Origin of the sequence: Bradyrhizobium sp. (assembly GCF_036735945.1) — a bacterium.
Taxonomy (GTDB): Bacteria; Pseudomonadota; Alphaproteobacteria; order Rhizobiales; family Xanthobacteraceae; genus Bradyrhizobium.
In genome coordinates this window covers 1-13,394 of record NZ_DAINNI010000125.1, presented here as the reverse complement: position 1 = coordinate 13,394, position 13,394 = coordinate 1, and the positions used below count along the sequence as shown (strand labels likewise).

The window sequence follows — 13,394 nt, the reverse complement described above, 5'->3', positions numbered from 1 at the left end:
TGCCGGGCACCGGCGGCCTGACGCGCGTCGTCGACAAGCGCAAGGTGCGCCGCGATCACGCGGATTTCTTCTGCACCATCGAGGAAGGCATCAAGGGCAAGCGCGCCGTCGCCTGGCGGCTGGTCGACGAGATCGCGCCGAACAGCAAGCTGGAGGCCAAGGTCGCCGAACGCGCCAAAGCCTTCGCATCCGATTCCAGGCGCAATGGCAGCGGCAAGGGCATTGCGCTCACCCCGCTCGACCGCACCATCGACGATGCCGGCATCCGCTACGGTTTTGTCAATGTCGATATCGATCGCGCCGCGCGCATCGCGACCATTTCGATCAAGGCGCCGGAGCAGGGCCCGCCGGCCGATATCGACAGCCTGATCGCCCAAGGCGCCGCGTTCTGGCCACTGCAGGTCGCACGCGAGCTTGACGATGCGATCCTGCATCTGCGCATCAACGAGCTCGGGATCGCGATGCTGGTGTTCAAGTCGCATGGCGACCCCGCCGGCATCGTCGCCTGCGACGCCTTCCTCGAAGCCAACAAGGCGCACTGGCTGGTCAACGAGATCAGGCATTACTGGAAGCGCGTGCTCAAGCGCATCGACGTCACCTCGCGCACGCTGGTGACGCTGGTCGAGCCCGGCTCCTGCTTTGCCGGCACGCTGGCCGAACTCGTGTTCGCCGCCGACCGCTCCTACATGCTGATCGGCTCGCGGCAGGGCGACAACCGGCCGCCGCCGGCGATCCAGTTGACCGCGATGAATTTCGGTCCCTATCCGATGAGCCACGGCCTGACGCGGCTGCAGTCGCGCTTCCAGGCCGATCCCACCGATCTGGAGCGCGCCGAAGCCACCATCGGCACCACGCTCGATGCGGAAGAGGCCGAAGAACTCGGCCTCGTCACCTTCGCGCTCGACGACATCGATTGGGACGACGAGGTGCGGGTGTTCCTGGAGGAGCGCACGTCCTTCTCGCCCGACGGCCTCACCGGCATGGAAGCCAATCTGCGCTTTGTCGGCCCGGAGACCATGGAATCGAAAATCTTCTCGCGCCTCACGGCGTGGCAGAACTGGATCTTCCAGCGCCCCAACGCGGTCGGCGAAGACGGCGCGCTGCGCCGTTACGGCACCGGCCAGAAGGCGCAGTTCGATATGACGAGGGTTTGATTTCGTGTCCCGGGCGCACTGCGGCACGCAAGTGACGCATTGCAGAACCGGGACCCATCAACAGGTCCCGGCTCTGCGTCGCACCGCTTCGCGTCGCACCGCGTCCGGAACACGAGAGCGAGCAAGGAGCACGCCATGAATTTCATGAACGTCGACTACAGCACAAAAATTCCCAACAACGTGAATCTCAGCGAGGACCGCCAGGTGCTCAAGGCGCTGGAGGGCTGGCATCCCGGCTACATGGACTGGTGGGGCGACATGGGGCCGGAAGGCTTCCAGCAGTCGCTGGTGTACCTGCGCACCGCCTATTCGGTCGATCCGCGCGGCTGGGCCAAGTTCGATTACGTCAAGATGCCGGAATACCGCTGGGGCATTCTCCTTGCTCCCCAGGAGGAAAACCGCGTCATTCCCTTCGGCGAGCATTACGGCAAGCCGGCCTGGCAGGAAGTCCCCGGCGAATACCGCGCCATGCTGCGCCGCCTGATCGTGATCCAGGGCGACACCGAGCCGGCTTCCGTCGAGCAGCAGCGCCACCTCGGCAAGACCGCGCCCTCGCTGTATGACCTGCGCAACCTGTTCCAGGTCAATGTCGAGGAAGGCCGCCATCTCTGGGCGATGGTGTATCTCCTGCAGAAATATTTCGGCCGCGACGGCCGCGAGGAGGCGGATGATCTGCTGCGCCGCCGCTCCGGCGATGCGGACAGCCCGCGCATGCTCGGGGCCTTCAACGAGGCGACGCCGGACTGGCTGTCGTTCTTCATGTTCACCTATTTCACCGACCGCGACGGCAAGATGCAGCTGCATTCGCTGGCGCAGTCCGGTTTCGATCCGCTGTCGCGCACCTGCCGCTTCATGCTGACCGAAGAGGCGCATCACATGTTCGTCGGCGAGACCGGCATCAGCCGCGTCGTGCAGCGCACCTGCGAGGCGATGCGGGAAGCCGGCATCACCGATCCGACCGATATCGCCAGGGTGCGCGCACTCGGCGTGATCGACCTGCCGACCATCCAGAAGAAGCTGAACCTGCATTATTCGCTGTCGCTTGATCTGTTCGGCTCAGAGGTTTCGACCAACGCCGCCAACGCCTTCAATTCCGGCATCAAGGGCCGCTACAAGGAGACGCAGATCGACGACGACCATCAGCTCAAGCACGCCACCTATCCGGTGCTCAAGCTGGTCGACGGCGTGATCAAGCGGGTCGACGAGCCGGCGCTGACCGCGCTCAACATGCGGCTGCGCGACGACTACACGCAGGACTGCGTCAAGGGCATGCTGCGGTGGAACAAGGTGATTTCGACCGCCGGCTACCAGTTCAAGCTGACGCTGCCGAACGTCGCCTTCCACCGCCAGATCGGCGAGTTCAAGGATATCCACGCCACGCCCGACGGCGTGCTGATCGACGACGCCACCTGGAACCAGCGCAGGAGCGAATGGCTGCCGTCGACCGACGACGGCGACTTCATCGCCTCGCTGATGAAGCCGGTAACGGAGATCGGCGCCTACGCCCCCTGGATCTCGCCGCCGAAAGTCGGCATCGACAACAAGCCCGGCGATTTCGAGTATGTGAAGATCGAGACGTGAGGGAATAGGGGAATGGCGAGTAGCGAATGGTGAGTGGCGAATGGAGAAGAAGCCTCCATTCGCCATTCGCTGCTCGCTATTCGCGCCGCCTCACCCCGCGATCTCCAGCCCCGCGTTCGCGTACACCACGCCGCCGTCGACCGCGATGGTGTTGCCGACGACGTAGTCGCCGGCGCGCGAGGCGAGGTAGATCGCAATCCCCGCCATGTCCTCGTCGGTTCCGATGCGCTGCGACGGAATGCGCCTGGCGACTTCGTCCGAGTGGTCGCGCGCGGCCCGGTTCATGTCCGACTTGAACGCGCCGGGCGCAATCGCGGTGACGTTGATGTGGTCCTTGATCAGCTTGGTGGCCATGCGCCGCGTCAGATGGATCACGGCGGCCTTGCTCGCGGCATAGGAATAGGTCTCGCCGGGGTTGACGAAGATGCCGTCGACGGAGGCGATGTTGATCACCTTGGCGGGCCGTTCGTGGCTCGCCGCCGCGCGCAGCGGCTTCGCCAGCGCCTTGGTCAGGAAGAACAGCGACTTGACGTTGAGGTCCATGACCTTGTCCCAGCCGCTCTCCGGGAATTCGTCGAACTCGGCGCCCCACGCCGCGCCGGCATTGTTGACGAGGATGTCGAGCTTCGGCTCCAGCTTGATGATCTCAGCCGCGAGCTGCTCGCAGCCCGCCACCGTCGAGATGTCGATCGGCAGCGCGATGCATTCGCCGCCATAGGCGGCGGTAAGTTCCTTCGCGGTCGCCTCGCAGGGACCGGCCTTGCGCGCGGTGATGTAGACCTTTGCCGCGCCCTGCGCGAGAAAGCCGGCCGCGATCATCTTGCCGATGCCGCGCGAGCCGCCCGTGACCAGCGCGATGCGCCCGTTGAGCGAAAACAGATCCTTGAACATCCTTGTTCCTCCCTTGTCTTGCCGCCGGTTTTGGGCGGGGGAGGGCGATGAGTCAAGGAAGCTGCTCCTGTCGCCGCTTTTGCATCCCGATTCTTCTCGGAAGGTGCGCGGCCGCGGCCGTCTCGGGGCGGCTTTTTATGGTAGGGGCCGGATTGTGGGTGGCGCTCGAGGTCGCGGCCACCACAGTCGCGGAGCCGGTGAAGACAACCGGCCGGGCCACCGGCAGCGGCGGCTGCGTGACCGCCGCGACCGGCGCATCACGGGTGGGGTGGCTGTGGAGGCCTAGATAATAAGACCCCAACGCCGTGGCCCCAAGCAGAACGAGTAGCGCTTTTGCCCGCATACTCGCACCGCTGCCTTTAGCCGGTCTTTCGAGAATTCATGGCGCGCGACCTCGTCGGCTGGTTGCTCCAGGTGCCGCGCCAACCGGTCGAACATTTCGCGCTTCGCCTTGTCCAGGTCCCCGGCAAGCGCGCATTCGGCCGCGTCTCTGCGCAGCTTCTCCAAATGGGATCGATAATCCTGCATCGTCCCCCGCCAATCTTAACATTCGATGATGGCAGGAGGAAAAATGGGCGCCATAACAAATGTCAGGCCCGCCTCTTCCCGCGAGTGGAGAAGCGAGGTAACGACCGCGCCGTCGAAAGATCCTAGGCCGCGTCGATGCGGCGGAAGCCGTTCCACATCGCGGTGGCGGCGCCGGAAGTCAGGACCGGGATGATGCGGGCATCCTGGTAGTTGCCGTTGAGGGAAACGCGTTGCAGCGCGGTCAGGTGGTCGGCGCTTTCCGGGAAGATCATGCCGGGCCGCGTCGTCACCGCCGTCTTGAACCCCGCCACCTTCGCCAGCGCGAATTCGCGCCGCCCCGCCGCGATCCGGTCGCCATAGGGATAGGCGAGGTGCAGCACCGGACGCTGCAGCGCGGCTTCGATCCGCGTCCGGCTCTCGGTCAGTTCGCGCAAGGCGGCCGCTTCGCTCTGGCGCGCCAGGTTGCAATGCGTGATCGTGTGCGCGCCGATCGTCACCAGCGGGTCGCCGGCGAATGCCTTCAATTCGTCCCAGGACAGGCAGAACTCGCGGGCGATCGAAGCTTCGTCCACCTCGTGCCGCGTGCACAGCGCGGAGATTTCGCGCTGCAGGTCGTGCTCGGTCGGCATCTGGCGCAACCAGTCATGCAAGCGGTCGAAGGTGGCCTGCTTGGCTTCCGGGGTCGAGGTGTCGAGCCGAACCCTGGTGCCGCCGATCGGGACTTCGATCGAGTTGGCCCCGGCGATCGCCCGCTCCAGCGCGACCCACCACAACCGTCCGGTGCCTTCGGCGAAATCACTCGTCACGTAGACGGCAAGCGGCGCGTCAAACTCGCGCATCACGGGGAGCGCGAAATCGCGGTTGTCGCGATAGCCGTCGTCGAGGGTGAAGCAGGCGAAGCGCCGCGTGAAATCGCGCGCCTGCAGCCGCTGATGCGCCTCGTCCATGGTGATGATGTCGATGTCGAGCGCGCGCAGGTGCGCCAGCATGGCCCGCAGGAACTCCGGCTCGACCTCGAGATGGTGGTTCGGCTGAAACTCGCCGTCGCGGCGCGGACGGACGTGGTGCAGCATGAAGATGACGCCGACACCTGCGAAGATTGGTCGCAGCAGGTAATGCGCGCCAGAGAAGTACAGCGCTTCCAGTCCGGCGCGAATGACGGTGTTGCGAAGCAGTTTCATCGGGATGTCGGGGCTGCCCGGTTATTTACGGGGTCGAAATTAACGAAACACCGCTGAACAAACAGTTAGCCTGACCCGTTCCGGAGCGCTCCGGCCGCTGCGACATTTCGTGTTTGACAGTCCCGCAAGGGTTTGTTTTCTCTCCGTTTCGGACCCTGCGGGAACTCGGATGCACGGACTTTTCAGGTGGAGTAGCAAATGGTGGCCGGGCGTCATTCCATTGGTCATCTTTTGGGCTTTCGCGGCCTGGACGAGCACTGAGCCGCTGGAAGCCGACCTGGCGCAGCGCTCGGCGGCGGCCCTCAAGGACAGCGTCCTCGACAAAAGGCGGATTTCGGTCGCCGGCCGCGACGTGACGCTGGCGGCGGATGCGTTCTCGGAAGGCGGCCGGCAGAGTGCGGTGACCTCGGTCGAGGCCGTTCCGGGCGTACGCCTGGTTGACGATGAAACCCGGCTCGTTCCCGAGGCCAAGCCGTTCGTCTGGTCGGCGGAACGCGACGTCGTCCGGGTGACCCTGTCGGGCAGTTCGCCCTTGCCGGCGATCAAGGGCCGGTTGATGGAAGCGGCCAAGGCCAATCTCGGCGGCGTCGAGGTGGTCGACCGGATGAATCTGGCGCGCGGGGCGCCACCGCGTTTCGATCATGCCGCGCTGCTGCTGCTCGATCAGATAGGCAAGCTGAAGGAAGGCAAGATCACGCTGTCGGATACCGGCGTCAGCCTGTCCGGCATGGCGCGCGAACTGGGCGGCCGCGAGGCCATCGCTGCCGCGCTGAAAAACCTGCCCGAGGGATTTACGGTCGCGGCCAACGACGTCAAGGCGCCGCCCTACATTTTCCAGGCCTATAAGGACCCGGTCGCGGTGACGCTGACACTGACCGGCAACGTGCCGGACAAGGAGGTCCATGAGGCGCTGGTGGCGGCTGCCGGACGCAAGTTCTTCAATGAGAAGGTCGTCGACAATCTGAAGGAGAGCATCGGTGCGCCACAGCGCTTCGCTGCCGTGGTGGTGCCCGCGCTCGGCGCGCTGTCCCGGCTGTCGACCGGCACGCTCGTGGTTACCGACCGGGAGGTCAAGCTGTCCGGCGACGCGCTCTATGATGCCGCGGCGGGGCAGATCCGCGCCGGCCTCGGCAAGGACTTTCCGCAGGGCTGGCAGTTCAAGCCGGAAATTTCGGTCAAGCCGGCCGCGGCGCCGGTGGACGCGACGGTCTGCCAGCAATTGTTCACCGAACTGCTCGGCAAGGCCCGGATTCGTTTCGAATCCGGCAAGTCCGACATCGTCGCTGATTCCGCCGGCCTGCTCGATCGACTGATCGAGACTGCGCTGCGCTGTCCGACCGCCAATATCGAGATTTCAGGGCATACCGACAGCGACGGCGATGAGGCGGCCAACCAGGCATTGTCGGAGAAGCGCGCGCAGGCGGTCGCCGACTATCTGGTCAAGGCCGGCTTGCCGGAGAGCCGCTTCAGCGCGGCCGGCTATGGTGCGACGCAGCCGATTGCAGGCAATGATACCGACCAGGGCAAGGCGCAGAACCGTCGCATCGATTTCGTGGTGAAGTGAGCATGGCGCATCTGACCGCATTCTACTGGGGCTGGCTGCTGGCGTCGGTATTGCTGGGCTTCGGCATGGGCTGGATATCGGTGGTTCAGCGCGGCGACGGGGTCTCGTGGAAGCTGCGCTGGTGGCTTTCGGCCCTGGTCGCGGGATTGATTGCCGCAGCCCTGGCGCGCGTCGTGCCCGGCCGTTTCGGCTACTGGCTCGATCTCGGGTTGCTCATGTTCGCACTCTATCTTTGCGGCTGCGCGGTCGGGGCGTTGTTGCGCGGCTGGGTGGTCTCACGCAGCGCGCCGCCGGCCTGAGCGGGATCATGCGCCGGGTAGCCGTACCGTCGTCATTGTCACGGGTTGTTGACCGCCCGCTTCTATGGTCCGGAACCGGCGGAGGACGCCGGGAATGCAAAAAAACAGTACTGCCGCCAGTATCAGTTGCCTCTAATATCTTGAAGCAGCGCGTTTTATCGTCGTCAGGCGAATTCCACTGCGGCTCAAAACGCGCTACTGGAGAGGCAAGGGAGCGTATCGTCAGCGGCGGGGTTCATGCCGTGGCCGTCGTCGCAGAAACGCAATTCGAGGTCTAGATGCTGGAAGCAATACGCAGGGCGATCTCGTTTCTGCGCCAGAAGCAGGTCCTGCACAAGCTCGGGGTCTTGATCAGCATCACGGTGATCGCCGTTGCGTGCTACGTGCTCTATCACATGCTTCGCGGCATCGACACCAACGAGGTGATCGACGCCATCAAGAGCACCGAGCCGAGACAGGTCGTGCTGGCCGCCCTGTTCGTCGCTGCGGGGTATTTCACGCTCACCTTCTATGACTGGTTCGCGGTCCGCGCCATCGGCCAGCGCCATGTGCCCTATCGCATCAACGCGCTGGCCGCCTTCACCTCCTATTCGATCGGGCACAATGTCGGCGCCAGCGTCTTCACCGGCGGCGCGGTTCGCTACCGGATCTATTCGGCCTGGGGGCTGAATGCGATCGATGTCGCCAAGATCTGCTTTCTCGCCGGCCTGACCTTCTGGCTCGGCAATGCCGCGGTGCTTGGTCTCGGGATCGCCTACCATCCGGAGGCCGCCGCCTCGATCGACCAGCTCCCGCCCTGGCTCAACCGTATCGCGGCGTTCGGCATCATCATCGGACTGATCGGATATGTGTTCTGGGTCTCGGCCCAGCCGCGCCGCGTCGGCCGTGGGCCATGGACGGTGACGCTGCCGGGCGGGCCGCTGACGCTGCTGCAGATCGCCATCGGCATCGTCGATCTCGGCTTCTGCGCGCTGGCGATGTACATGCTGGTGCCGGACGAGCCGCAGATCGGCTTCGTCGTGGTCGCCGTGATCTTCGTTTCGGCGACGCTTCTGGGGTTCGCCAGCCATTCGCCGGGCGGGCTCGGCGTGTTCGATGCCGCCATGCTGGTCGGCCTCTGGCAGATGGACCGCGAGGAACTGCTCGCCGGCATGCTGCTGTTCCGGGTCCTCTATTATATCGGGCCGTTTGTCATTTCTGTAATCTTGCTGACGCTTCGGGAGATTATCATCGGCGCCCGATCGAAGCGCTTGCGCCATCTGGCGGCCGCCGCCGACCCCGGGCCGAGGCACGAGGCCGCCGTCTATGTACGCGAGCGCAAGGAAACGGGCACCTGACGATGCGGCGGGCGCCTCACCAGTAGCGGATGAAAGCCTGCGCCATGGCGATTGAAGATTCCCATTCGTCTTCCTTCTTCGGCCCGTGGCCGGACCGGCTCAGGCATTCGGCCATCATCCTGCTGGCGGCCGCTTTTGCGCTGTGCGCGCTGGTGCTGCTGGCCGACCTGTCGCCGGCGCGCGGGGTCGCCGCTTTCATCTGCATCGCGGCGGCCGCGCTGGTGCCGTGGCGGCTGCACGACGCCGTCAGTTCCCGCGAGGAAGTCGGTTCGGTCCGTCCCGTCGAGGCCGCCGCCGTCAGCGCCGTCGTCGCCGGCATACCGGATCCCGCGGTGCTGCTCGACCGCGCCGGGCGCGTCATTCACCTCAATGCGGCCGCCGCCCAGCTCGCGCCCGCGCTGCGCAAGAACGAACTCGCGCAGTTCGCGCTGCGCTCGCCCGAGATCGTCACCGCGCTGCGCGAGGCCATCGCGACCTCCGAATCGCGCCGGGCGAGCTATCTCGACCAGGGGCTGGTCGACCGCTGGATGGAACTGGTGGTCACGCCGGTGCCGATGCCGACGCTGTTCGGCGGCACCGAGAAATGCATGCTGCTGACCTTCCACGACCAGACGCCGCTGCGGCGGGTCGAGGAGATGCGCGCCGATTTCGTCGCCAATGCCAGCCATGAATTGCGCACGCCGCTCGCCGCCTTGTCCGGCTTCATCGATACCCTGCAAGGGCCGGCCAAGGAGGACGCCAAGGCGCGCGAGCGATTTCTCTCGATCATGCATGCGCAGGCGACGCGGATGGCGCGGCTGATCGACGATCTGCTGTCGCTGTCGCGGGTCGAATTGTCGGCGCATGTCCGACCCGAATCCTCGGTCGATATCGTGCCGATCATCCGCCAGGTCGCCGACGGGCTGGAGCCGCTGGCCAGGGAGCGCCAGGTCGAGATCGAGATCGACCTGCCGACCGCACCGGTGACCATCCCGGGCGATCGCGAGGAGTTGTTGCGGCTGTTCGAAAACCTGATCGAGAATGCGCTCAAATATGGCGCGTCCGGCGGGCGGGTGATCGTTTCCCTGAAGGAGGCCGCAAGCGCCGACGGCGCGCCGGAAATCCGCGTCATGGTCCGCGATTTCGGCCCCGGCATCGCACCGGAGCACCTGCCGCGGCTGACCGAACGCTTCTACCGGGTCGACGTCGGCGACAGCCGCCAGCAGGGCGGAACCGGGCTCGGTTTATCCCTTGTGAAACATATTCTTAACCGCCATCGCGGCCGGCTTTTGATCGAAAGCGTGCCGCGCAACGGGGCGACCTTTACCGCCTGTTTTCCCCAGGCGAAATCGCCGATTTCGGCGTAAATGCAAGCAATTTCAGTTGCTTGTTGGTGTCATCCAACTGTCATTCAACCTTCGTAAAAGCTCTATCGACCGTCCCTACACGGGCGGGGTGAGCGCGATCGGGCGCACCGGGCGCTTCGTTCACCAAGATGGAGACAATCAATGAATTTCATCAGGACAATCGTCGCCGCCGGCCTGGTCGTCGCGTCGACGTCAGCCTTTGCGGCCGACATCACCGGCGCAGGCGCGACCTTCCCGTTCCCGATCTATTCGAAGTGGGCCGACGCCTACAAGAAGGAGACCGGCAACGGCCTGAACTACCAGTCGATCGGCTCCGGCGCCGGCATCAAGCAGATCCAGGCCAAGACCGTGACCTTCGGCGCCACCGACGCCCCGCTCAAGCACGAGCAGCTCGAAAAGGACGGCCTGGTGCAGTGGCCGATGGTGATGGGCGCGATCGTGCCGGTAGTGAACCTCGAGGGCATCAAGCCGGGTGAACTGGTGCTGTCGGGCGAGGTGCTCGGCGACATCTATCTCGGCAAGATCAAGAAGTGGGACGATGCCGCGATCGCCAAGCTCAATCCGAAGCTGAAGCTGCCCGCTGACGCGATCACCGTGGTCCGCCGCTCCGACGGCTCCGGCACCACCTTCAACTTCACCGACTACCTCTCGAAGTCGAACGCTGAATGGAAAGCCAAGGTCGGCTCCGGCACCGCGGTCGAATGGCCGACCGGCGTCGGCGCCAAGGGCAATGAAGGCGTTGCCGGCAATGTCGGCCAGACCAAGAACGCGATCGGTTACGTCGAATATGCCTACGCCAAGCAGAACAAGCTGACCTTTGCGGCGATGACCAACAAGGCCGGCAAGACCGTGCAGCCGACCATTGAGGCGTTCCAGGCGGCCGCCTCCAACGCCGACTGGGCCAAGGCGCCCGGCTACTACGTGATCCTCACCGACCAGCCCGGCGACGCGTCGTGGCCGATCACCGCGGCGACCTTCATCCTGATGCACAAGGATGCGACCGACAAGAAAGCCTCGCAGGAAGCCATCAAGTTCTTCAAGTGGTCGTTCGAGAAGGGCGACAAGATGGCCGAAGAGCTCGACTACATCCCGATGCCCGATGCGGTCGTCAAGCTGATCGAGAAGACCTGGACGGCCGAGATCAAGAGCTGATCGGCTGCTGCTTGCAAATGCGATTGCTCAACCCGGGTCATCCCGGGTTGAGCACCCCTCTCGGGACGAGAGGGCAAGAACAATGCGCGAGCCGAAAAAGCCGTGCACCGAAGTCCGGGTCATTGGGCTATAGTAAAGGGGATTGGGCGTGGCAGAAATGGCGGTTGAAAGCGACGTAATGGACGCTGCCGGACCTTACGATCGCGCGCGGGCCCTCAGCGCGTTCAAGTTCGGCGACGTCGCCTTCTACTGGATCACGCGCCTCTGCGCGATCTCGGTCCTGCTCATCCTCGGCGGCATCATCCTCTCGCTGATCGTCGGCGCCTGGCCGGCGTTGCGCGAATACGGCCTTGCATTTCTCACGACGCAGCGCTGGGCGCCGTCGGCCGATCCGCCGGTGCTGGGCGCGCTCGGGCCGATCTACGGCACGCTGGTCACCTCAGTCATCGCGATGATGATTGCGATCCCGGTCGGCCTCGGCATTGCGGTGTTCCTCACTGAAATCTGTCCGCTTTGGCTGCGCCGCCCGATCGGCCTTGCGATCGAGCTGCTCGCCGGGATTCCCTCGATCATCTACGGCATGTGGGGCTTCTTTGTGCTCGGCCCGTTCCTGGCCAACACCTTCCAGCCCTTCATGATCAACCTGTTCGACGGCGTGCCGGTGCTGGGCGCGATCTTCGGCGGGCCCCCGTCCTATCTCAGCCTGTTCAACGCCTCGCTGATCCTCGCCATCATGGTGCTGCCCTTCATCACCTCGATCTCGGTCGACGTGTTCAAGACGGTGCCGCCGGTCCTGAAGGAGGCGGCCTACGGCGTCGGCTGCACCACCTGGGAAGTCGTTCGCAACGTCGTCATCCCCTATACCCGCGTCGGCGTGATCGGCGGCGTCATGCTGGCGCTCGGCCGCGCGCTCGGCGAGACCATGGCGGTGACCTTCATCATCGGCAACTCGTTCAAGATCCAGTCCTCGATCTTCGCGCCGGGCACCACGATCTCGGCGGCGATCGCCTCCGAATTCGCCGAGAGCGACGGCCTGCACCAATCCGGCCTGATCCTGCTCGGCCTGCTGCTGTTCATTCTGACGTTCTTCGTTCTGGCTGCCGCGCGGCTGATGCTGATGCATCTGGAAAAGAAGGCGGGCAACTGACATGAACGCGATCTACGCTTCCCGCCGCCGCAAGAACATCGTCGTCAAGTTCCTGTGCCTGGGCGCCGCCGCGTTCGGCGTCACCTGGCTGGCGCTGATCCTGTTCACGCTGTTCTACAACGGCCTTTCCGGGATCAATCTCGCCGTCTTCACCCAGGACACGCCGCCGCCCGGATCGACCGAAGGCGGGCTGCGCAACGCCATCATCGGCTCGATCATGATGACCGTGATCGGGGTCGGCGTCGGCGGGCCGCTCGGCCTGTTTGCCGGCACCTACCTGGCCGAATACGGCAAGCACGACAAGCTCGCGCCCGTCATCCGCTTCATCAACGACATCCTGCTCTCCGCGCCCTCGATCATCATCGGCCTGTTCATCTATGGCGCGATCGTGGTGCCGATGCGCGGCTTCTCCGCCATTGCCGGCTGCCTGGCACTCGCCGTGATCGTGATCCCCGTGGTGGTGCGCACCACCGAGGACATGCTGGGTTTGGTGCCCAATCCCTTGCGTGAGGCGGCGTCTGCGCTCGGCATGCCGCGCTCGCTGGTGATCCGGCGCATCGCCTACCGCGCCGCGCGCGCCGGCCTGATCACCGGCGTGCTGCTCGCCACCGCCCGCGTCGCCGGCGAAACCGCGCCGCTGCTGTTCACCGCGCTGTCGAACCAGTTCTTCAGCCTCGACCTCACCAAGACGATGGCGAACCTGCCGGTCACCATCAACAACTTCGTGCAGAGCCCCTATGCCTACTGGAAGCAACTGGCCTGGGCCGGTGCCCTGCTGATCACGCTTGCCGTATTGGCCCTGAATGTTGGCGCGCGCATCCTCGGCGCCGAGAGGACATCCAAATGAACGAACTCTCCGTATCCGTGAGTACCCCAGGCAGCACCATGCAGGTGCCGCTGCCGGAAGCCGCGCCGAAGGTGACGGTGCGCGGGCTCAACTTCTACTATGGCGAGCACCACGCGCTGAAGAACATCAACCTGACGCTCGGCACCAACCGCGTCACCGCCTTCATCGGCCCGTCCGGCTGCGGCAAGTCCACGCTGCTGCGCATCTTCAACCGGATGTATGATCTTTATCCCGGCCAGCGCGCCACCGGGCAGTTGCTGCTCGACCAGACCAACATCCTCGATCCCAATCTCGACCTCAATCTGCTGCGCGCCCGCGTCGGCATGGTGTTCCAGAAGCCGACGCCGTTCCCGATGACGATCTACGA

At 64.8% G+C, this 13,394-nt stretch carries 13 protein-coding genes; 10 read left to right on the top strand and 3 right to left on the bottom strand.

What is annotated here, in order from left to right; genetic code table 11:
- On the top strand, positions 1-1,154 hold a 1,154-nt coding region (locus V7E26_RS25290), incomplete at its 5' end, for a benzoyl-CoA-dihydrodiol lyase (RefSeq protein ID WP_324421628.1).
- A 144-nt stretch (positions 1,155-1,298) separates the two neighbouring features.
- A complete protein-coding gene (gene boxB, locus V7E26_RS25285; RefSeq protein WP_324421630.1) occupies positions 1,299-2,735 on the top strand; it encodes a benzoyl-CoA 2,3-epoxidase subunit BoxB in 1,437 nt (478 codons plus the stop codon).
- 90 nt (positions 2,736-2,825) lie between these two features.
- Here the strand turns inward: boxB and V7E26_RS25280 are convergent, their stop codons facing one another.
- The 3 genes from V7E26_RS25280 to V7E26_RS25270 form a co-directional block, all read right to left on the bottom strand.
- Complete coding sequence (locus V7E26_RS25280) at positions 2,826-3,626, bottom strand: SDR family oxidoreductase (RefSeq protein WP_324421626.1); 801 nt, start codon at positions 3,624-3,626, stop codon at positions 2,826-2,828.
- 282 nt (positions 3,627-3,908) lie between these two features.
- A complete protein-coding gene (locus tag V7E26_RS25275) occupies positions 3,909-4,154 on the bottom strand; it encodes a hypothetical protein (protein ID WP_324421624.1) in 246 nt (81 codons plus the stop codon).
- Positions 4,155-4,276: 122 nt separating this feature from the next.
- Complete coding sequence (locus tag V7E26_RS25270) at positions 4,277-5,335, bottom strand: polysaccharide deacetylase family protein (protein ID WP_324421622.1); 1,059 nt, start codon at positions 5,333-5,335, stop codon at positions 4,277-4,279.
- Positions 5,336-5,504: 169 nt separating this feature from the next.
- On the opposite strand from V7E26_RS25270, the gene V7E26_RS25265 reads away from it, so the two are divergent.
- The 8 genes from V7E26_RS25265 to V7E26_RS25230 form a co-directional block, all read left to right on the top strand.
- Positions 5,505-6,899: an OmpA family protein gene (locus tag V7E26_RS25265; RefSeq protein ID WP_324421620.1), complete on the top strand. Its 1,395-nt coding sequence runs from the start codon at positions 5,505-5,507 to the stop codon at positions 6,897-6,899.
- A gap of 2 nt (positions 6,900-6,901) precedes the next feature.
- Positions 6,902-7,198, top strand: coding sequence for a hypothetical protein (locus V7E26_RS25260; protein WP_324421618.1), 297 nt, complete (start codon positions 6,902-6,904; stop codon positions 7,196-7,198).
- A 278-nt stretch (positions 7,199-7,476) separates the two neighbouring features.
- Positions 7,477-8,535 (top strand): lysylphosphatidylglycerol synthase domain-containing protein, encoded by a 1,059-nt coding sequence (locus tag V7E26_RS25255; protein ID WP_324421616.1) that lies wholly within the window; start codon positions 7,477-7,479, stop codon positions 8,533-8,535.
- A gap of 44 nt (positions 8,536-8,579) precedes the next feature.
- Entirely contained in the window at positions 8,580-9,881 is a 1,302-nt protein-coding gene (locus tag V7E26_RS25250; RefSeq protein WP_324421614.1) for a sensor histidine kinase, read from the top strand.
- A 141-nt stretch (positions 9,882-10,022) separates the two neighbouring features.
- The gene (pstS, locus tag V7E26_RS25245) at positions 10,023-11,033 is read left to right on the top strand and encodes a phosphate ABC transporter substrate-binding protein PstS (protein ID WP_324421612.1); all 1,011 of its coding nucleotides are present in this window, start codon (positions 10,023-10,025) and stop codon (positions 11,031-11,033) included.
- Between the two features lie 157 nt (positions 11,034-11,190).
- The gene (pstC, locus tag V7E26_RS25240) at positions 11,191-12,180 is read left to right on the top strand and encodes a phosphate ABC transporter permease subunit PstC (RefSeq protein WP_442893476.1); all 990 of its coding nucleotides are present in this window, start codon (positions 11,191-11,193) and stop codon (positions 12,178-12,180) included.
- 1 nt (position 12,181) lies between these two features.
- Entirely contained in the window at positions 12,182-13,027 is an 846-nt protein-coding gene (gene pstA, locus V7E26_RS25235; RefSeq protein WP_324421608.1) for a phosphate ABC transporter permease PstA, read from the top strand.
- On the top strand, positions 13,024-13,394 hold a 371-nt coding region (locus V7E26_RS25230; RefSeq protein WP_324421606.1), incomplete at its 3' end, for an ATP-binding cassette domain-containing protein. The genes pstA and V7E26_RS25230, both read left to right, overlap by 4 nt.